Genomic DNA, 20,096 nt, shown 5'->3' with positions numbered 1-20,096 from the left:
AGAACCTGTTGATTGGAGCGCAAATCAACAGCCAATTTTAACACAGCCGAAAAATTAGAAAACTTAAGGGTGAAAGCATAGATTATGAAACAAAAAGAACCTCTTTTAGCATTTGAATTTGCCGATTCAAACGGAAAAATAAAACCATTAACGTTTCAACATCCAGTCAGAGTGATAGCCGCACATAAAGTGGAAGATGTCTTACCGTGCTTTCAGCTTGTACAAGAAGCTGTGGAAAAAGGGTATTACGCTGCAGGATATTTATCATACGAGAGTGCTCCCGCATTTGATCCAGCATTTAAAGTCAAAAGCGAGGGTTCTTTTCCTTTGCTCTGGTTTGGTATTTTTTCAAAACCCGTACCTCAACAAATTAGCAGTGATGGCGATTTTTCCGTATCTAACTGGAAACCAGCCATTACGATGGAGGAGTATAATCAAGCAATCTCCTCTATTAAAAAATCTATACAATACGGGAATACATACCAAACGAATTATACCATCCGTCTCCATTCACAATTTAGCGGTGATAGTCTTGCTTTTTATAATAGGCTGAAAATAGCACAAAGCTCTAATTATTGCGCTTACATACATACGGGTGAACATAGTATTTTGTCTGCTTCACCTGAGTTGTTTTTTCACTTGGATAATGGAAAAATTACGACTCGGCCAATGAAAGGGACGGTAAAAAGAGGGGCGTCATTTGAAGAGGATGCAAGAAACGCAAACTGGCTGCTTCAATCTGAGAAAAATCGTGCAGAAAACCTTATGATTGTCGATTTGCTCCGAAATGACCTCGGAATGGTTGCTAAATCAGGAACGGTTGAGGTTGAGAAATTATTTGAAATTGAACAATACCCGACGGTTCATCAAATGACCTCTACCATTTCTGCAAAGGTAACAGAAAACACGACCCTTGTAGATATCTTTAAAGCACTTTTTCCATGCGGGTCCATTACAGGTGCACCAAAGGTTAGCACGATGAATATCATTGCAGATTTAGAAAATGAACCACGTGAGGTTTACTGCGGTGCCATTGGCTATATTACACCAAATAAAGAAGCGATTTTTAACGTGCCAATCAGAACAGTGCTGATTGACCATTCAACTGGCTGCGCCGTATACGGTGTAGGCGGAGGAGTTACATGGGATTCCACATCAGAAGGGGAATACCACGAGATTCTTGCCAAAGCAAAGCTGTTAGAGGAAAAACCATTGGAATACCAGTTGTTAGAAAGTTTGCTGCTGGACAATGGGGATTATTTTTTGCTTGACGAGCACCTTAAACGCCTAGAGAATTCAGCTCGGTATTTTGGGTATCCTATCGAAGTTGAAAGGATAAAAGGATTGTTAAACGAGTTTAGAGATAAACAACATAACGGGATGATCAAGGTTCGATTATTATTGGCTAAAGATGGAGAGATAATGATCGAAGGTCAACCTATTACTCAACAGGATGCTGTGTTAAAAGTGGTCATAGCAGATGAGCCAGTCGATAACACCAATCCATTTCTGTACCATAAAACTACCAATCGCGAGATCTACGAAAAGTTTCAAAAACAGAAGCCAGGAGAAGCTTTTGATGTCCTGCTTTGGAATCAAGACGGGGAAATAACCGAATTTACAAATGGCAACGTTGTCCTGGAAATCGACGGTGTACGATGGACTCCGCCAGTAAGAAGCGGTTTACTAGCTGGAACTTTTCGTGACAGTTTACTCGAAAATGGAGAAATGCACGAAAAAACACTCACACACTCTGATTTAAAAAAAGCAGCAAGAGTCTGGTTTATTAATAGTGTCCGAAAATGGAAAGAGGTTGATCTAGTATAAAAGTAAAAAGCAATGTTAGGAGCCATGTAATCACCTATCCCAAAGGAAAGGTGATTTTTTTTGTTTTAAATAGTAGAAATCAAAAAAGATTTCGCATTACATATAAATAAACACTCCTAAAAGTTAAGAATATCTTAAGGATTCTATGAAACTTTTCTTAAGTTTGTATTTGTATAGTTAAAACAGAGAAGTTCTTGAGCAATTTTTTAAGGAGGCTAATGATGATGGAAAAACAGATGTACCTTCTTTTAACGAATACGGGGTCATTATTAACAAGATTAATAAAGTTATATACGAAAAAACCATATAATCATGCATCCATTGCCTTTGATAGCCAGTTATCTGAGGTATATAGCTTTGGGAGAAAAACTGTTCGAAACCCTTTCATCGGAGGATTTGTTATGGAAGATGTGAAGGCAGGTTTATTTAAACAAGCAGACTGTGCCATTTATTCTATTACCGTAACAGAGGACCAAATTCAAAAGATGAACCACGTTTTAAAAGAATTTGAAGCACAGAAAAAAGATTATCGCTATAATTTTTTAGGTTTATTTGGCGTTATGTTTAATATACCGATAGAACGGAAAAATGCCTTCTTCTGCTCACAATTTGTTGCTTTTCTTTTTAAGGAATCTAACATCATCGATTTTGATCTGCCTCTATCACTGATTACACCTCATGATTTGCAAAGTGCATCCAAATTTCAATTCATATATGAAGGAAAGTTTAAAGATTACTATAATGAAAATAAAGCTGTACTTCCTTTTCATTTTGTATCAGTTCGTAGATTTTCGTTGTGAAATAGCTCAGTAAAGAGATAGAACTTTTTTGTTTTTTGCAGGTTTATGACCGTCTTTTGTGGAATAGTAGTATTGAGTTTTATCGATTTACGAAGAAAAAAGCTGGAGGTATACATATGTCGATTTATGCGTTTCAAGCTGAGCTTTCAAATGGTGAAAATAGTAGCTTAGAGGACTTTAAGGGAAAAGTATTGCTCATTGTGAACACTGCAAGTAAATGTGGTTTAACTCCGCAATATGAGGGGTTGGAGAAAGTATTTAGGACATACAAAGATCAGGGATTCTTGGTTTTAGCCTTTCCTTGTAATCAATTTGGCGGGCAGGAACCTGGTACGGATGAGGAAATCCAAGCATTTTGCTCCGTCAACTATGATGTAAGTTTCCCTGTGTTTAAAAAAATTGATGTAAACGGGGAGCATGCACATCCGCTTTATCGGTATTTACGTGAACAGGCACCAGAGGATAGTAACATAGATAGCGACAGTAGATTATACCAACATCTCAGTAACAATTTTCCACAGATTCTAGAGAGTTCTGAAATTAAATGGAACTTTACTAAGTTTTTAATTGATCAAAATGGAAATGTTGTTAAACGCTATTTCCCAAGTACCCTGCCTGAAGAGATGGAAAATGACATTGAGAAGTTACTAAAATAATTTTTAAATCGAAAGGGCCATATTGGTCCTTTTTTTGCACCTATGAGAAAACCTGTGACACAATATTGAAACAGATGGTTATCTTGAAGAATGGTAAAATATAATAATCTAGAGTATAAAAGAGGTCAGTCAGATATGAACAAAACTGAGGTCATTGCACGTAGAATACTTGGGTGGAAATTAAATCGGTATGACAGATGGTATGACGCAGAAAAAAAGGTATTTATTTATGATTTTCAGCCGGAGGAAAACCTTGAACACGCACTTTTAATTGTTGAGCGATTAAAAAGTTTCGGCTATACATATTCAGCAGCAGGTGAACATGAAGTTTGTTTTAATGATGTTTACGCGAGTGGCAATACCTTAGCACAAGCGATAACCAATACAGCATTCTTACTCGCCGACAATAGTACAATTGATGAAGGATGGTTTTAGATAAATAATAAATAAAGGAATCGATTAAAAAAGAGCACCTCGAGAAATTTGAGGTGCTCTATTGCATCATCCTTTTATTACTTCATGTTTGAAACCGTTCTGTGTGGCATAGACTTCATACCATTCGTATTGCGGAGATTTAAACCATTCATACTTTGGCAAATACACTAAGTATCTAGTATTGCCATCAGCATCAAGGATTGATTTGAAGATCGTTACATTGCCAAATCCAAACGTTTTGTCCAAATATCCTTCCATTCCGTCTCTGATGATATTCTCTTTGTCTTCCTTTTCTTGCTTATGTAACTCCAGCACACCAGCAATAAACATACTTAACATGACCAAAGTAATAAGGATTAATACGAAAATAAATAACTTTAACAACACAATACCCTCCTTTAACTTTTTAATGATTCAGTATCATTTTACATTCGTAAGAAAGCGGAAGGTGTGATAAAAATAACAGGGAATAAAGGATTTCGGTACCTGGGTTGGCATGAAAGAAATGTTTGATTTCTGGGATTTTTATTTGACCCTGTCCATTTTGATTTTTTATCCATATATATAGGGTGAATGAAAAGGGAACTGAAAGGTGGGCTGTCATTGTCCAAGAAGATAAAAAAAGTTCCATTTTCAAAAAAAGGAGGGTACTTTATGTTGAATATATCTCACGCTGCAGGACATGCACTTGTCACACCAGGAAAGCAGTCACCCGATGGATATAAAGAATGGCAGGTAACGAATGAGATTGTGACGATTGTAATGATGGAACTTGAAAATTATGAAGGAGTTAGTCAAAAACGAATTGATGATCCTACTGGGAGTAGTGATTTTCCGCTAAACAAACGCTGTGAATTAATAAATACCTGGGGAGCAAATGTTCATATCGACTACCACCTCAATGCGTACGGCTCTGGTTGGAATAATGCGGGTGGCACTGAAACGTATGTGTATACCACGAGGCCAAGTGAAGCTGCTGCCCTTGCCGAAAAAGTACAAGCCAAACTGGTTAGAGAATTAGAGTTTAGAAATCGCGGAGTAAAAACGGCTAATTTTCAAATATTAAGAGATACAGACATGTCGGCAATTTTAATCGAATTCGCCTTTATGACTAACCATAATGAAGCGATGAAAATGAGGACAACGGAGTACCAGAAAAAAGCAGCGAAAGCAGTGGTGGAGGGGCTTGCAGCTCAATATGGTTTAGTAAAGAAACTAGTTAAAATTCCATCAACCGATGTATTTTATCGCGTACAAGTGGGGGCATTTACAGATATCAATAATGCAAAGGGCTTGGCAGAAGAGTTGAAAGCAAAGGGATATCCAGCGATACTTATTAAGTAGATTAATTACGTTTAGAAAAAGAGGTTTATATCAATAATTCGTCGAATAGTAGTCTAAGTATTTTATTGTAACTATATTTTCAGAGGGGACAAAAGTGATGGATTCAATCAGTCTATCATTTTGAGATAGTAATTTTATCAGTCATACTTGAGAATATTTTACATCTCTTATATAGAGGTGTTTTTTTTATGAAAAAAAAGTTCATTTGGTCCATTATTGTGTTTGTGTTTTTGATTGCATTTTATGAAGTGATGTTTCGAACAAAAACCGTCACATATGTAGGTGGGGATGAGAATTGGCTGATAAAAATAAATGCTTCAATAGTCGAATTGAATAGCAGTTATCGCGTCGAAGTTCAATATAAAGGCAACGAAGATATTGAAATCGTTAATTTTAATATTCATCCTCATTATGAAACTGGTTTGCCAACACTAGATGAAAATGGCTATTACATATATGAATGTAAAAATGAATGTAATTATCATGATAAAGAGTCTAAACTTCTGTTATTTATCATTTGGATGGAAAAGAACGATTCAGTTGAAAATATGGATTTTATAGAATTGAAGAAAATGGAATGAAATTAGTTGGGGGAAAATAGGTCTAACAGTCTACTAACACGTTATAACTTTAAATTTAATTGCATATGATTACTGTACGAGCTATGATTATTCATAGAAAAGAAGTTTTGTATAGGAGGGATTTTTGAATGGATTTTATGAACAGAGTAGCACCAGAATTGAAAGAAATACTTACAGTGTTCCCGCCGCTTAGTCTTCCTGAGGGGTTGGAAGCAGCAAGACAAGCACCAGCCATTCCTATTGAAAAACTTGAAAACGTTAACATTTCTGCGCGCAGCATACCTGGCGGTGACGGCCAGGAAATGAAGGTTAAAATTTATGAACCCACACCTCGAAATGGGTCAAAGCTTCCAGCTCTATTGTTTATCCATGGAGGAGGTTACGTATTAGGAGATGCAGATGGTTCGGACGGAGACTGCCAAGAGTTTGCACAGGAAGCACAGTGTGTAGTCGTTTCCGTGGATTACCGCCTTGCACCTGAACATCCATTTCCGGCACCACTCGAAGATTGTTATGCTGCATTGGTATGGATGATGAAGGCCGCTGATGAGTTGAATATTGATGTGTCGCGTGTTGCTGTTGCGGGTCAAAGTGCAGGCGGAGGGTTGACTGCCGCTTTAAGTTTGTTAGCCCGTGATCGAAAGGGTCCGGCCATATCTTTCCAAATGCCATTGTACCCAATGATTGATGATCGTAATGTAACACCTTCCAGTTACGAAATTACGGACGAACGTGCCATCTGGAACCGTGGAAACAATCTAGCAGGCTGGAGGATGTACTTGGGTGATCATGCAAACGGAGAAATTTCACCATATGCAGCACCTGCCCGTGCAAAAAATCTTTCTAATCTGCCGCCAACCTATACATGTGTAGGTCAGTTAGATCCATTCCGTGATGAAACCATAGAATATGTAGCAAAATTGGCGCAAGCAGGAGTTCCTGTGGAATTCCACCTGTATCCAGGTGCTTACCATGGTTTTGAACTATTAAATCCAACTTCCGAAATTGGAAAAAAGGCAAAAAATCAATATGTTCAAGCTTTGAAAAAAGCGCTCCAGCCACAGCCTGAATCTGTAGGTATATAATATAAAATCTAGTACAATGGATGAGGTTTCGTCCATTGTACTTTTTTATTTACAGTTGCAACAATAGAATATTAGAATTAATGAATGAGTTTTCAGTATTATTTATCAATAGGAGGAACCTTTAGTGCTAGTTGATTCAAAAGAGTTTACTATCAATGGTTTACGTTATATCATCAGGGCTGCGATGGAGAAGGATGCGAAAAGCCTATCTGAAGTCCGAGCCAAGATTGATGGAGAAAACAGAGAATATGGATAGGGAACAAGGCTAGGCATACATAGATGAATCAGGTTTTAAACATGTTATTAAAGAGGACACAGAACGGGCTAATAACCTATTTTTGGTGGCTGAAGTGAATGATAGAATAATAGGTTTTTGCCGATGTGAGGGGAACCAATTAAAACGATCCTCTCATAAAGTAGAATTTGGGGTCTGTGTCTTAAAAGACTACTGGGGTTACGGGATAGGAAAAAGGTTTTTAGAAGAATCAATTCAGTGGGCAGACACAAATGGAATAAAGAAAATCAACTTAAATGTTCTAGAGACGAATGATAAAGCAATTAAACTTTATCAAAAATATGGCTTTGAAGTGGAAGGTACTTTAAAAAATGATAAATTGCTTTCAGACGGAAATTACTATAATACCATTTTGATGGGAAGATTGAATTTTTAAAGTGGATGGTCATTTTTCAGGTGGATTGGATGGTTAAAGATGGTTCCAGTTGCGCTATGATATAAGTTGTAAAAGCACTAAAAAAAATACGAGGTGCAGCATGGAAATATTATCAGTTTTAGTTATAGTAATCTTGGTTATTGCAGTAGTCTCAACCCTTGCTTTAACGGGGAAGCCCGACGAGAATTACAGCAGTTCTACAAAAAGAAATACAACCAATTTGACCTTAATATATGTAGTGATTATTTTTATAGCATTAGTTTCCCTAGGAATCTACATTTGGTTAACGTAATGATGAAGGATCAGAATAAATCCTGATCCTTTACTTTGAAACTGCATGAAGAGCATCAGCAAACCTTCTTATGCCTTCATGAATTTCTTCTTCTTTTTCCCGAGAAAAGCTAAAACGGACAAATCCTTTCTCAGACCCCATTGTGGATCCAGGTACATAAATCACGCCTCTTCTAATCGATTCCTCTAATAATTGCATTTCATTGAATTCACTTTTTATTCGGCACCATAGATGAATCCCACCTTCAGGAATATAAAAATCAACCTGTTCACTTAAAAAATACTGAAGGCTATCGACAATTTGATCTCTTCTACTACTTAACTGTTTTATTAAATGCTGGATATGTGACTCAAAATCTTTGGATTCTAAAAAATCATTTGCTATCCATTGTGTGTAACTTGCATGCCCAAAATCAACTTGCTGCTTGGCATCGGATAACCTTTCGATTACCGCCTTTGGTCCAATAATCCAGCCGATTCTTAAGCCTGAAGCAACGATCTTTGTTAGTGAGCTAATATAGAGCACATTCCCATCATGATCTAATGATTTAAGGGTTTGAATTTTTTCTCCAGTAAACGCGGTTAAACTATAAGGATCATCTTCGACAATCGGAATTCCATATTCAGATGAAATTTCCAGAACCTTTTTGCGCCTTTCTTCCGACAATAAACTACCTGTTGTATTTTGAAAAATTGGATTTAGGAAAATCATCCTGATTCGGTGCTTTTTATACAATGCAGTGATATCATTTGGGTTTATTCCTTCTTGATCGCCGTTCAAATAATAGGTTTTGATCCCTGCAGATTTAAATACAGGCAGATTATAATGATAGGAAGGATTCTCAATAGCCACTGCGCGCTTCGTAAACAACTATGGTGATTAGCTATTTTGGGCTTCATGAATTCTGAAAGCGACCTTTAAATGGGAGCTTTTTTTTCATTTGTTTTTATGCTCTTTATCAAGCACTTTTTATTTAATAATTCATTTGTAGTAACCAATTCTAGAGCTTATACGATGGAAGGGAAAATAATTAATGGAAAGGGGTGGCAAATATTTTGGCATCTGGAGGAGGAAAGCGTAGCTTTATAAAGGGGTAAGCACCTAAAAGCGCTTACCAATTAATACTTCATCTAAAGAAAGGACTCTATGTTTTAACTCATTATTCGAATCTAAAAAACCAATAACCATTTGGTTACCCTCTGTTATGGTAGCATATCTGAAATGTTCATTTCCATTTACTACAAATGCTTTTTCGTGCATTGCCTCCATCTTCGCAAATACATATTCACTGTACTCAAGTGGTAGAAAATCATCTATTCCTTCTGGTGGTCTACCAACCCATTTAAACAGGAAATCTTTGATTGCAAATTGCTCAATCATCGATAATTTTTTCTTGAATGTCAGCTTATCTACGGTAATTGTGTTCAACTAAATCACTCCTTATATAGTAGATAAAGTTTATACCTTCAATCCTCCAACATCAACTCTATTACAGTAACAGATTATTTACATTTTGATTGCGAGCAATTGTTATATTAGCTCTCTGATAATCCGACTGAAGCTTCTGTATGGCTGACATTCTTATCTGTTCTTGTTAGCCCAATAAAGATCATGATACAGACCAATCCCATAAAACCAAACATAATTGAGATGGGGAAAGTTGGTACCCAATGATGCTAAAAAGAGCATAAATGGCCATGTATTTGATGCGGGCATGGTCTGTAACCATATTTGCTAGTAGTGTTTGTTTTAGAATATACAAAATAAAATTTGAAGATTGAAATGTTAAAATCAAAAAATTTAAGGACATTTCGGCATAGTATCTGGTCATTTCTGATCTCAAATTATCATAAATAACTAAGAAAATGTTTAATTAGGGGAGGATGATGGATACGAGCAAATTACAGAAGATGAAGGTTTAAAATTAGGAAGACAAATCGGAGGTGTCTTGCTGAAAGTATTAAGAGCTCAAAATGTTAAATTTAGGTAGAAAAGGGGCGATGCTTAAATGGGCATCGCTTTTGTACAGATTGGTACATGTTTGCCTTTAACTAGGGTCGTTTTCATCTAATGTCAATACCGTTACATTCGTTGATTCTCCGTTCTCAATTTCTTCCTGTGTGGCGTCTTGATTCAAAATATCCTCTGTATTCATGCCCTCTGCAAGAGTGGGTTCCCCTTTTGAATTTTTGTCTTTTTTCATACCAATCACCTCTGCTGATTTATTTTGTGTTAGATATAACACTAGAATTATTGTTTGCAAAAAGTAAAAAGACATACTAAACTTTGGATAATTAGAAGAACGAAAATTGGAATTTTTCTGTTATAATTTTGTAACACCATCAATTGGAATTTTTTATTTAGAATTCTGGAGGTCTAGATGATACCAATCAATTTAACAAGCTTTTTTTTATCCAATATTAGTAATTTATCGTTAAATTTTACTGAAAATCTTTAAATTTACTTAAGTTGGAAAACTTTGTGATTTAGTGAATTTAAAATTGGCTACATGCAGCAAAAGAAGGAATTTTGTAATAGAGAGAGAACTTATTATCTTCATAGTGTATGCATATTTTGGGAGGATTTTATGAAATTTGTATTGATATTTGGACCACAGGCTGTTGGAAAAATGACGGTAGGTCAAGAGCTTGCTAAAATTACAGATTTAAAGCTTTTTCATAATCATATGACCATTGAACTGGTTACGCCTATTTTTGATTTCGGTACGAAGGAAGGTCAAAGATTAGTAACCTTGTTTCGAGAGGAAATATTCGAGTCTGTAGCGAAAAGTGATTTGGAAGGATTAATCTTCACATATGTCTGGGCCTTCGATCATCCATCAGATTGGGAATATGTAGATAAAGTCTGTCAGATATTCGAGTCAAGAGGAGGAAAAGTTTATTTCGTCGAACTAGAAGCAGATTTGAATGTAAGACTGGAGAGAAATAAAAGTCCTCACCGCCTTGAGCATAAACCAACCAAAAGAAATATAGAATGGTCTGAAAATAACCTAAAGAAGTCGATGGAAAAATACCGGTTGAATTCTCTCGAGGGTGAAATTACAAAACAAGAATATATCAGAATTAATAATACAAATATGAGTGCCGAAGAAGCAGCGAAAGTCATAAAAGAAAAATTTCAATTATAAATTTATTTATATTGAATTCCAGAAGAGGAGACCATCATGAAGACTAATTTCTTCAAATTAACAACACCTACTCAAACGCTTGTTGATGTATTTAACCGTTGGGAAAACAATCCCGACTTAATCCCGTTAACCCGCCCCAACCTAAACCAGGCTGCATTGGAACGGCGTGACACGATGACACTGGATGAATTAAAACAACGATTGGAACACCAGCACACCTACCTGATTTATCTTGACGACCAGATGGTCGGTGAAATGAACTATATGGTTGATCCCGATCACCTTTACAAGAAAGAAGCAGGAACAGCATGGATTGGCATTACCATTGGAGAACCTGAAGGCAGAGGGAAAGGTATTGGATATCAGGCGATTCAATTTTTAGAAGAGGAAATTAAGAAGGCAGGATTAACTCGTGTGGAATTAGGTGTGTTTGAATTTAACACACAGGCTAGAATGCTGTATGAAAAGCTAGGATACAAAGAGATTGGACGTATCGAAAATTTCACTTACTGGGCGGATAAAATGTGGTTTGATATCCGAATGGAAAAGTATTTATCAAAGGATGTATGAATCATGACCAACATTCAAACATTAGACACTCCAACCTTGCTGCTAGACCATCAAAAACTGTTAAAGAATATAAATGACATTGCTCATTTTGCAAATGAACAGGGTGTTTCGTATCGCCCGCATATCAAAACCCATAAATCTGTGAAAATAGCACAGCTCCAGGTGGAATCAGGAGCAGTTGGAATAACAACGGCAAAAATTAGTGAAGCAGAAGTAATGGCGGCTGGAGGAATTAAGGATATATTAATTGCCTATCCCATTTCAAATCCAGAAAAAATTAATAGATTAATAAAGTTATTACAAAAAGGGGTTCGACTGAAAGTATCCGTAGATAATCCTGAATCCTTAAGTTATCTGCAAAGGGGACTAGAACATACACCATTTACATTAGAAGTCTGGATCAAAGTAAATTCTGGTCTCAATCGTTGTGGGGTAGAACCCGGGAAGGAAGCTCTCCTTTTAGCACAGGCAATAATGACTCATTCCAAGCTTAAACTCGGTGGGATTTTTACACATGCAGGACATTCGTATGCAGCAAAAAACTTTGAAGAAATTGAAACCATAGGCCTGCAGGAAGGATTGGCAGTGGTAGAAAGCGCAGCGGAGTGTGAACAAGCTGGTATTCCGATACCAGTACGAAGTGTTGGTTCTACACCAACATTCAAGATTGCAGGAAAAGTACCTGGCGTAACAGAAATCAGGCCAGGTAATGCCGTGTTTTTCGATGCTATTCAAGCAGGTCTTGGTGTAACGGACATAGAAAATTGTGCCGTAACACTACTAGCATCAGTTGTCGGTGTCTATAAAAATCGGATTATTTTAGATACAGGCAGTAAGTCTTTATGTTTAGACAAAGGTGCACATGGCAATCAGACGGTAAGCGGGTTCGGCCAGATTATCGAACACCCTGAAGTAATCATCGAACGTTTATCTGAAGAGCATGGAGTTGGAGTTTTCGTACAAGAAACGCATTTAAAGTTAAATGATAAAGTACAAATCATTCCAAACCATGCCTGTACGGTCGTGAATCAGTTTGAAGAGTATGTAGTTCATGAGAATGGACGGGTAATCGACGTTTGGAAAGTCGACGCGAGAGGAATGGTTAAATAATTATCTTTGGTGGTCGAAGTGATGAATAGATAGCAAAAATTTGATTAGAATGGAAATAGTAAAATGATGAAAAGTAGAAAGGGAGAGAACAAATGATTAATATAGTAGGACAAATTATGCTTTATGTGAATAACCAGGAGGAGTCCGTAAAGTTTTGGACAGAGAAAGCGGGGTTTTCTTTGTTATCAGAGAATGATAATGGTGCCATGAAATGGTATGTCATTGCACCAGCCAAGGACGCTCAAACAAGTATCGTCCTGCATAACAAGGAAGTAGTGGCTAAGTTCTCACCAGGAGTAAATCTAGAAACCCCTTCACTGATGTTTTTTACAAAAGACCTGGATCAACTATACAAGGACTATAAAGATAAAAATATAACCGTCGGAGAAATCGTAAATATCCCTGACGGAAGAGTGTTTAACTTTGCAGATAATGAAGATAATTATTTTGCTGTCACAGAAATAAAGTAACGTACCCTAAACACCGCCATGAAAAATTGGCGGTGTTTATATTTTTTAAACACTGTCTGTCGCTAAATTTGATAGATATAACCTTGTTAGATATGATAAGGGAAAGAAGCATTAGTTTTTAAGAGATGAGCGTATTGGAAGGGAGAAGAACAGTCATAATGGAATATCTTTTAATCATATTTGGCGTTCTATTTATTGGTACCATCCTGTTTATTACTTTACACCCGACTTTTGGGGGCAGCCCAAGTAAGGAGGAGCGTGAGCGATTTCGTCATTTCGACCATTATAAAAATGGGGGATTTGTCAATCCCAATCCTACCGACATGAAGATGGGGGTATCTACTATTCTTTCAATGATGAAAGACTCCATAACAGGAAAAAAGGATCGCAGTCCCACTGCCCCTATCCCGATTTCTTTTGATTGGAAAAAAATCCACAGTGTAGAGGACAGCTTAACATGGTTTGGTCATTCAACCATGCTGCTTACAATAGACAAAAAGAAAATCCTTATTGATCCAATGTTTGGACCTTCTCCATCACCCGTCTCGTTTGTTGGCAGCAAGCGTTACAGCGAAGATCTATTATATGTGATTGAGAAACTGCCACAAATCGATAGTGTGTTAATCACACATGACCACTATGATCATTTGGACTATCCATCTATTATCAGGTTAAAAGATAAAGTGGGTCATTTCTTCGTCCCGCTTGGTGTAGCAGCTCACCTAATCAAGTGGGGAATAAAAAAAGAGCGAATAACGGAATGTAATTGGTGGGATGAAGTCAAGTGGGAAGGTTTAACGATTGCGTCCGTTCCGTCACAGCATTTTTCTGGCAGGGGATTATTCAATCGAAACAGTACCTTATGGAATGGCTGGGTGATCCTTGGAGAAAATCAGAGGATTTATACAAGCGGGGATGGCGGATACGGACCGCATTTTAAGCAAATCGGTGAAAAATATGGTCCCTTTGACCTCACCTTAATGGAAGGCGGCCAATATGATAAACGGTGGTCAGCAATCCATATGCTGCCAGAAGAATCCGTTCAGGCCCATCTTGATGTAAGAGGTAATAACATGATGCTGATTCACTGGGGAGCTTTTACATTGGCTTATCATAGCTGGACAGACCCAGTAGATCGAGCGATCACTGCCGCTGAACAAAAAAAAGTAAACTTAATCGCACCGAATATAGGTGAAACGATTGTCTTAGATGGAAGATTCCCAGAACCAAGTTCCTGGTGGAAAGCACCAAGCACGAATAACTCTATTGAAATAGAATCATCAACACCACTTTAGCTGTCACAATTGAATGTCAACTAAATTGACATCTAATTTTGGGTTTTGTATAGTATGGGTGTAGATTAAGATTGGAGTGAAACAGTTGATCCCAACCTCTGAATTACAAAATTTAGATTTGATTGACCTATTAAGTGAACGTCATACTTTAGTCCGAAAAATCTCAGAGAAGGCCTGGAACAATCAGAGTGAGATTCATATTTCTAATTCTGAATGGTATATCATGGCTAGAATTTATAAAAAGAAGCCGACCTTTTCGTATATCACAAAAAATGTAGAAATTTCTCGTCAAGCGATACATAAGTTTATCAATAAGCTTGCAGAAAAGGGATTAGTGGAAATCAATAATGTCGAAAACAATAAGAAGGAAAAGTGTATCCAGTTAACAGCTTTTGGTGAAGATTGCTATGAGAAAAACGAGGCTCTTAAAGCCCAACTTGAGAAAAAAATTGCCGAAAAAATAGGTACGGAGCAAGTAAAAATCCTTAAAAATCTATTAAAGTTAGATTGGGATATAAATTAATGAATCAAACCCCCGCTTTGCTTAAAGCGGGGGTTTTTCTAGTTCAGGCCCTTTATAGTATTTATGATCATTTCATTAGTTTCTTCATAAGAAGTGTTAAATGATATCGCTAATTCCTTGAAGAGGATATTTTGTGCATTAATCAAAAGCTTACGGTCTTGTTCATTAATTTTTTTATCATGGAGTTCAACATCGATTTTTTTCCTCATCAATGTATTGATTACTCTCGCAATTTCTTTTCTTTCTCGTCAACCAAGTTGATAATAACTCAAAAAATATTTTTTGTCAACCAAGTTGACGTTAAGAAAAAATTTTTGATATAGTTAAAAGGTTCGAATGTAAGTAGGGGGATAAAACGGAAAGAGGTAATTCCTAAATAATTGATGGGATTACCAAAACGGTCAAATTTAATAAAAAGGAGATAGTTATAATTTTATGAGTACACAAATTCAAGTTAAAAATCCTAAGACAATGGCATTTATTTTAATGTTAGGCGCTTTTGCCGGGTTATTCGGTGAAACGGCATTAAACATGGCATTATCAAATATTATGGAACAATTTTTAGTCACCGCTGCAACTGCACAGTGGCTTACCACAGGATATTTATTAGTATTAGCGATTTTAGTTCCGATTTCAGCACTATTAATGAAATGGTTTACGACAAGACAATTAGTCATTGGAGGACTTGTTATTTCATTGTTAGGGGCAATATTAGCAGCCTTAAACTTCAGTTTCAGCGTTTTGCTGCTTGGCCGTGTCGTACAAGCAGTCGGAACTGGTCTATTATTACCGGTCATGCTTAGTGTAATGCTGCTTATTTTCCCAATTCAAAAACGTGGAGTGGTAATGGGGCTTATGGGTCTTGTTATTACTTTAGCTCCAGCCTTAGGACCAACACTTTCAGGTGTCATTATTAGTACATTAAGCTGGCCATATATTTTTTGGTTTAGCGCCATTGCCTATGTGTTATTGATCCTAGTTGCAGTAGCTAAGATTGACAATGTTTCCGAAATTACGAAACCTAAAATCGATGTTTCGTCGATTCTTTTATCAACGATCGGTTTTGGCGGATTAATATTTGCCTTAAGTACGATGGCTGAAGTAGCTATTTCATCACCTAAAGTATGGGCGCCTTTACTAGTAGGTATTATCGCACTACTATCATTTGGTATTCGACAAAATAAAATGGCTCAGCCGATGGTTAATTTACGTGTCTTTAAATATCCAATGTTCACATTAGGAACATTAACGATGTTTCTTGGTATTTTAATCATTTTATCAACGGGTATTTTACTGCCACTTTACTTAAAAGGTGCTTTATTATTTAGTGCTGCGATGGCTGGTTTATTATTACTGCCTGGTAATGCAGTAAACTTTATTTTGTCACCAATTGTAGGGGCGCTTTTCGATAAAGTTGGACCGCGTCGTTTCACTATAGTTGGCTTTATCTTAGTCTTAATTGGGAATATCGTATTTCTTTCCACTATTTCAAGCCACACACCTGCATGGCAAATCATAGTAGCGTTTATGATTTTATTCTTTGGCTTAACCATGGTGATGATGCCAGCCCAAACAAATGCAATGAATCAATTACCACGTGAGTTATATGCGGATGGATCAGCAGCAATGAATACGTTAAATCAAGTTGCTGGGGCAGCTGGTACAGCAATCGCCATTACGGTCTTTACAAGTGGACAAAACAGTTATGTAATGGACTTTCCGAATGCCACCCAGCCTGAAATATTAGCTGCTGGAATTAAATATGCTTTCTACTTTATTACAGGGATTTCAGTAGTTGGATTATTAAGTTCTTTCTTTGTAAAAAAACCAAGTGCAGTAAAAGAAAAATCACCAGCTATGGTGCAAACAGCAGAACCTGTCCGCAGGTAGCAGTAGTTTCACAAAATCTATGAAAATATCAAGAAACCATTCGTTTTAGTTACGAATGGTTTCTTTTTTAAGATGAAATAATTTTTTTAGAAATATTTTGGATAATGTCTCCTCTGCTCAGCACACCAATGACACGGCCAGCTCCATTCACGACAGGGAGTTTTTTGAAGTGATGACGCGATAATAATCGGATGGTCTTATCAAACTCTTCATCTGGTGATACAAAGTAGAGATTTCTTTTTGTCATGATATCCTTTACGGGTGTATCCAACTTTTCTTGTAGTACATCCTCAATTTCTCCATCCTCTATGATATAAATAAGTCCCGCAATACCAAGGGGTTTTGGAGCAAGGTAGCGTAATACGTCTCCATCAGATACCATACCTGCCAAATGACCTTTATCATCGACAACCGGTACACCGCCGATTCGATTGGAATTGAGTATATCGAGCAATTCTTTGACAGTATTCTCAGGTTTTACAGTAAATACTTTTGTAATCATGAAGTCTCTTACCTGCATTATTGTTCCCTCTTTTCGTGTTGAAATCGCATACACTTTTTCGTTATTACAATCTTAACACAAATAAAAAACTGTCATTAAATTAAAAATTGTGTCAATTTAACGTACAAGACCAATAATTTTTTATCACCTTAACAGAATAGTTGCTTCTGAGAGATTGATATAAAGTCTAGAAATTGTCAAGTATTACTATTTTTCTTTTTGAACAGTATAATCAGGGATGGGAGTTGAGAAAATGAATTCAAAAGATATCGCAAATATCCGGAAGCAATTTAAGTTAAACAACAATCTCATGCAAATACGAGAGATATTAAACGTGTATGTTCAGAAAGAATCAGGTGAAATCTACCATTCCGTCATTTCACCCTTTGAATTGTTAGACCAAGAGTCACAAGAATTATTTTTAATGAATTTTAAAAAGGTGTTAACGGGACAACTCGATGCAAAACTATTTGAACTTAAATTTAAACGGGATGTGGAAGACAGCACCCAAATCATCCTCTTCGACGGATTACAGGCAGCAACCACCGATGATTGGATCGATCAAATGCACCAAATCGTCGGAAAGATGTTCGCTCATACGGTTTATGAATTTGATACAGTGGTGACGTTCATACGTGGTGAGTATAGGAAAGCGACCAAGAAACGAGACCAGGAATCCGAAGAAGGCGGGGATGATGAAGTTTATTCAAACGAGTTTATCCTTTGCAGTCTGAATAGAACGGATCAGCCGAAAAGAGCCTTGGTGTTCGATTATGTTGAAAGAGAATTTAGATCTAGTAATGCCTTTGATCCTATCATTAATTTAGCTTCACCGATGTCAGGATTTTTGTTTCCTGCTTTCAATGACAATTCTGCCGATGTGAACCATATTCTTTATTGTGCAGGTAAAGCGAATCAACCAGATGAGACATTTATGGAAGAGGTACTCAATTGCGAGGAAATTATCACGGCATTAGAAGAAAAGGACAGCTTCGAAATCATCCTTAATAAAGTAATCGGTGACAAAGTAGAATCCCAGGTCATTTCGAATGTGTATGAGGAAATTGACAGGGTCGTCCAGGAGAGCAAAGAAAATGAAGAAAGCGAAGCTCCGACGTTGGATTCTCGGGATATCGAACGCATTTTAACTGTCAGCGGGGTTGAAAATGTTGATACAGCTAAAGTGGAACATGCGTTCAAAGCCATCTTGGATGATGAAAAACATGAACTTAAAGCGAGCAGTTTACTTCCTAAAACAATAAAAATTGAAACAAAGGTTGCAAATTTATCACTAAGCCCGAAAGACTTGAAACATGTAAAATATATTATGTTCCAAGGAAAACGGTGTCTAATGCTAGAAATTGACGATGATGTAGTCGTGGAAGGATTCACATTAGAATCAGAAATAATCTAAGGGCATGGCGCTAATACTTTGTATACAATAAATGTCAGTTGGTTCTCTACTATTCATGGGAACCAATTTTTCTTGTATACCGTTCAACTTGTTAGCTTAGCTGCTGATTTGATATCATTTGTTTAGGTGATTAAGTTGGAAGAACTGATAAGTAAATGTTGGCTAATCAATAAAGCCTTTCAAATTGGTGTACAAGCAATAGATGAAGAATTGAAGACAATCATTCATATCGCCGATGATAATGAACCCTTGTTGGTGATTGAAGCCCGAAAGAGAATGTTAGTGGAGTTGCAAAAAGAATTAGGTAAGGCAAATAAAGATAGTTTTTGTTATCAAACTGATTCTTTTCAACTATCATATTTGGCAGTACCTATTCACGAGGATGAACTGTATAAGGGGATGGTGGTGGCTGGACCATTCCTAAATGAACGGGTCACGGACCATATGATTTGGAATGTAATAAAGGACAACAATCTTGAGAATAATTGGTTGAAAAGAATAGAAACCTATTTTAAATCATTACCATTATTAGCAAACTCTTACTTAGCCATCGGTGATTTGTTAGTGAATATCGTTATTCACCCACATGTGAAAGCTCAAATCATTGCCGCTAAAAATAGTGGTGAGCAGTATCGTCTTGATGTAGAGCCTGAGGACTATGACCAGAGTGGGATTGAAATAAAACAAAGGTATGAGGCAGAAAAGAAATTATTGCACTACATTGAAATCGGCGATAAAGAAAATGCAATGAAAGCCATGCTTGATCATCATACAGGTGATTTTTTATATCGTGTGCCAGGTAACCCATTACGAGCGAGGAAAAATATTACCTTTTCAGGTAATACGATGTATAGGATAGCGGCCGGTAACGGCGGGGTGGAGCCGCAGTATTTACATGCCATTTCGGAGAAATTTGCGCTTAAGATCGAGTCAGCGGTAGCTATGTCCGAATTAAATACGATTGACGTAAGTATGATAGATGAATATTGTGAGGCGGTTAAAAATTTCGCTATAAAAGGATATAGTCCGGTTGTAAAAAAAGCCTTAATGTATATAAATCTCCATTTTAATGAATCGATAAATTTGCAATCCGTAGCAGATGAAATAGGATTTAACCGTACGTATCTCGCAAAAAAATTTAAATCCGAAATCAATCTATCGGTGATTGATTATATCCAGAAAAAGCGAATCGATGAGGCAAAATTTCTAATCGATCTGGGCAGGTTATCGACAACAGATATAGGTTTGCAGGTGGGTTTTAGCAGTTACAATTATTTTTGTAAAGTATTTAAAGAAATAACAGGAATGACAGCTACGGAGTATAAACGCAGCAAACAAGTGGAAAAGGAAGCAAATGCATAGGCATTGCTTCTTTTTTATTTCTTTGGCTGTGTTAAAGGAAATTGTTGATTTTGCACTTGTTGATTGGAGCGGAAGGCACGAAGACTCCTCAAATATCCATGGTCCATAATTTATCGTAACA

The 20,096-nt window shown here is 36.8% G+C and carries 22 protein-coding genes and 2 pseudogenes; 18 read left to right on the top strand and 6 right to left on the bottom strand.

All coding sequences use genetic code 11. The features are described 5' to 3' along the window. The first annotated feature begins 84 nt into the window (after window positions 1–84). The 4 genes from pabB to ACIQAA_RS14925 all read left to right on the top strand — a co-directional run bounded on the left by pabB (window position 85) and on the right by ACIQAA_RS14925 (window position 3,718). Window positions 85–1,827, top strand: coding sequence for an aminodeoxychorismate synthase component I (gene pabB / locus ACIQAA_RS14940; RefSeq protein WP_402620859.1), 1,743 nt, complete (start codon window positions 85–87; stop codon window positions 1,825–1,827). Between the two features lie 224 nt (window positions 1,828–2,051). Further along, window positions 2,052–2,627 carry a hypothetical protein gene (locus ACIQAA_RS14935; RefSeq protein WP_402620856.1) on the top strand — a complete coding sequence of 192 codons (576 nt, stop codon included), beginning with the start codon at window positions 2,052–2,054 and terminating at the stop codon, window positions 2,625–2,627. Window positions 2,628–2,743: 116 nt separating this feature from the next. Continuing rightward, on the top strand, window positions 2,744–3,283 hold the full coding sequence (locus ACIQAA_RS14930; protein WP_402620853.1) for a glutathione peroxidase: 540 nt from the start codon (window positions 2,744–2,746) through the stop codon (window positions 3,281–3,283). A 135-nt stretch (window positions 3,284–3,418) separates the two neighbouring features. Then, a complete protein-coding gene (locus ACIQAA_RS14925) occupies window positions 3,419–3,718 on the top strand; it encodes a BC1872 family protein (protein WP_402620850.1) in 300 nt (99 codons plus the stop codon). A 66-nt stretch (window positions 3,719–3,784) separates the two neighbouring features. Here ACIQAA_RS14925 and ACIQAA_RS14920 read toward each other — a convergent pair whose 3' ends face one another. After that, on the bottom strand, window positions 3,785–4,102 hold the full coding sequence (locus ACIQAA_RS14920; RefSeq protein ID WP_402620847.1) for a hypothetical protein: 318 nt from the start codon (window positions 4,100–4,102) through the stop codon (window positions 3,785–3,787). Window positions 4,103–4,372: 270 nt separating this feature from the next. On the opposite strand from ACIQAA_RS14920, the gene ACIQAA_RS14915 reads away from it, so the two are divergent. The 5 genes and pseudogenes from ACIQAA_RS14915 to ACIQAA_RS14895 all read left to right on the top strand — a co-directional run bounded on the left by ACIQAA_RS14915 (window position 4,373) and on the right by ACIQAA_RS14895 (window position 7,691). Beyond that, window positions 4,373–5,062, top strand: a complete 690-nt coding sequence (locus ACIQAA_RS14915) for an N-acetylmuramoyl-L-alanine amidase (RefSeq protein WP_402620844.1) — start codon at window positions 4,373–4,375, stop codon at window positions 5,060–5,062. A gap of 188 nt (window positions 5,063–5,250) precedes the next feature. Next, window positions 5,251–5,643: a hypothetical protein gene (locus ACIQAA_RS14910; RefSeq protein WP_402620841.1), complete on the top strand. Its 393-nt coding sequence runs from the start codon at window positions 5,251–5,253 to the stop codon at window positions 5,641–5,643. A 128-nt stretch (window positions 5,644–5,771) separates the two neighbouring features. Beyond that, the gene (locus tag ACIQAA_RS14905; RefSeq protein ID WP_402620838.1) at window positions 5,772–6,728 is read left to right on the top strand and encodes an alpha/beta hydrolase; all 957 of its coding nucleotides are present in this window, start codon (window positions 5,772–5,774) and stop codon (window positions 6,726–6,728) included. A 124-nt stretch (window positions 6,729–6,852) separates the two neighbouring features. Further along, window positions 6,853–7,399 (top strand): annotated as a pseudogene (locus ACIQAA_RS14900) (N-acetyltransferase family protein). 100 nt (window positions 7,400–7,499) lie between these two features. Beyond that, window positions 7,500–7,691, top strand: a complete 192-nt coding sequence (locus tag ACIQAA_RS14895; RefSeq protein WP_402620836.1) for a hypothetical protein — start codon at window positions 7,500–7,502, stop codon at window positions 7,689–7,691. 30 nt (window positions 7,692–7,721) lie between these two features. Here ACIQAA_RS14895 and ACIQAA_RS14890 read toward each other — a convergent pair. The 3 genes and pseudogenes from ACIQAA_RS14890 to ACIQAA_RS14880 form a co-directional block, all read right to left on the bottom strand. Beyond that, window positions 7,722–8,546: pseudogene (locus ACIQAA_RS14890) on the bottom strand (aminotransferase-like domain-containing protein); the annotation flags it as partial. Window positions 8,547–8,792: 246 nt separating this feature from the next. Continuing rightward, entirely contained in the window at window positions 8,793–9,119 is a 327-nt protein-coding gene (locus ACIQAA_RS14885) for a hypothetical protein (protein ID WP_402620833.1), read from the bottom strand. A 619-nt stretch (window positions 9,120–9,738) separates the two neighbouring features. Then, on the bottom strand, window positions 9,739–9,894 hold the full coding sequence (locus tag ACIQAA_RS14880) for a hypothetical protein (protein WP_402620830.1): 156 nt from the start codon (window positions 9,892–9,894) through the stop codon (window positions 9,739–9,741). A 384-nt stretch (window positions 9,895–10,278) separates the two neighbouring features. On the opposite strand from ACIQAA_RS14880, the gene ACIQAA_RS14875 reads away from it, so the two are divergent. From ACIQAA_RS14875 to ACIQAA_RS14850, 6 genes are all read left to right on the top strand, one after another. After that, complete coding sequence (locus tag ACIQAA_RS14875) at window positions 10,279–10,839, top strand: AAA family ATPase (protein ID WP_402620827.1); 561 nt, start codon at window positions 10,279–10,281, stop codon at window positions 10,837–10,839. Between the two features lie 36 nt (window positions 10,840–10,875). Continuing rightward, the gene (locus tag ACIQAA_RS14870) at window positions 10,876–11,409 is read left to right on the top strand and encodes a GNAT family N-acetyltransferase (RefSeq protein WP_402620824.1); all 534 of its coding nucleotides are present in this window, start codon (window positions 10,876–10,878) and stop codon (window positions 11,407–11,409) included. Between the two features lie 3 nt (window positions 11,410–11,412). Continuing rightward, a complete protein-coding gene (locus ACIQAA_RS14865) occupies window positions 11,413–12,519 on the top strand; it encodes a D-TA family PLP-dependent enzyme (protein ID WP_402620821.1) in 1,107 nt (368 codons plus the stop codon). Window positions 12,520–12,611: 92 nt separating this feature from the next. Beyond that, a complete protein-coding gene (locus ACIQAA_RS14860; protein ID WP_402620819.1) occupies window positions 12,612–12,989 on the top strand; it encodes a VOC family protein in 378 nt (125 codons plus the stop codon). A 158-nt stretch (window positions 12,990–13,147) separates the two neighbouring features. Next, on the top strand, window positions 13,148–14,284 hold the full coding sequence (locus ACIQAA_RS14855; RefSeq protein ID WP_402620816.1) for an MBL fold metallo-hydrolase: 1,137 nt from the start codon (window positions 13,148–13,150) through the stop codon (window positions 14,282–14,284). 85 nt (window positions 14,285–14,369) lie between these two features. Further along, window positions 14,370–14,807, top strand: a complete 438-nt coding sequence (locus ACIQAA_RS14850) for a MarR family winged helix-turn-helix transcriptional regulator (RefSeq protein WP_402620813.1) — start codon at window positions 14,370–14,372, stop codon at window positions 14,805–14,807. Between the two features lie 38 nt (window positions 14,808–14,845). Here ACIQAA_RS14850 and ACIQAA_RS14845 read toward each other — a convergent pair whose 3' ends face one another. Further along, window positions 14,846–15,040, bottom strand: a complete 195-nt coding sequence (locus tag ACIQAA_RS14845) for a hypothetical protein (RefSeq protein ID WP_402621011.1) — start codon at window positions 15,038–15,040, stop codon at window positions 14,846–14,848. A 202-nt stretch (window positions 15,041–15,242) separates the two neighbouring features. On the opposite strand from ACIQAA_RS14845, the gene ACIQAA_RS14840 reads away from it, so the two are divergent. After that, entirely contained in the window at window positions 15,243–16,697 is a 1,455-nt protein-coding gene (locus ACIQAA_RS14840) for a DHA2 family efflux MFS transporter permease subunit (protein WP_402620810.1), read from the top strand. A gap of 67 nt (window positions 16,698–16,764) precedes the next feature. On the opposite strand, the gene ACIQAA_RS14835 is transcribed toward ACIQAA_RS14840, so the two are convergent. Then, entirely contained in the window at window positions 16,765–17,217 is a 453-nt protein-coding gene (locus tag ACIQAA_RS14835) for a CBS domain-containing protein (protein ID WP_402620809.1), read from the bottom strand. Window positions 17,218–17,452: 235 nt separating this feature from the next. Between ACIQAA_RS14835 and ACIQAA_RS14830 the strand changes: the two genes are divergently transcribed. Together ACIQAA_RS14830 and ACIQAA_RS14825 are read left to right on the top strand one after the other, a co-directional pair. After that, the gene (locus ACIQAA_RS14830) at window positions 17,453–18,613 is read left to right on the top strand and encodes a DUF4317 domain-containing protein (RefSeq protein ID WP_402620806.1); all 1,161 of its coding nucleotides are present in this window, start codon (window positions 17,453–17,455) and stop codon (window positions 18,611–18,613) included. A 135-nt stretch (window positions 18,614–18,748) separates the two neighbouring features. Beyond that, on the top strand, window positions 18,749–19,975 hold the full coding sequence (locus ACIQAA_RS14825) for an AraC family transcriptional regulator (protein WP_402620803.1): 1,227 nt from the start codon (window positions 18,749–18,751) through the stop codon (window positions 19,973–19,975). The last annotated feature ends 121 nt before the right edge of the window (window positions 19,976–20,096 follow it).

The organism is Neobacillus sp. NPDC093182 (assembly GCF_044754045.1).
The sequence above is the reverse complement of the archived record's forward strand: the minus strand, read 5'-3'. Positions and strand labels throughout refer to the sequence as shown.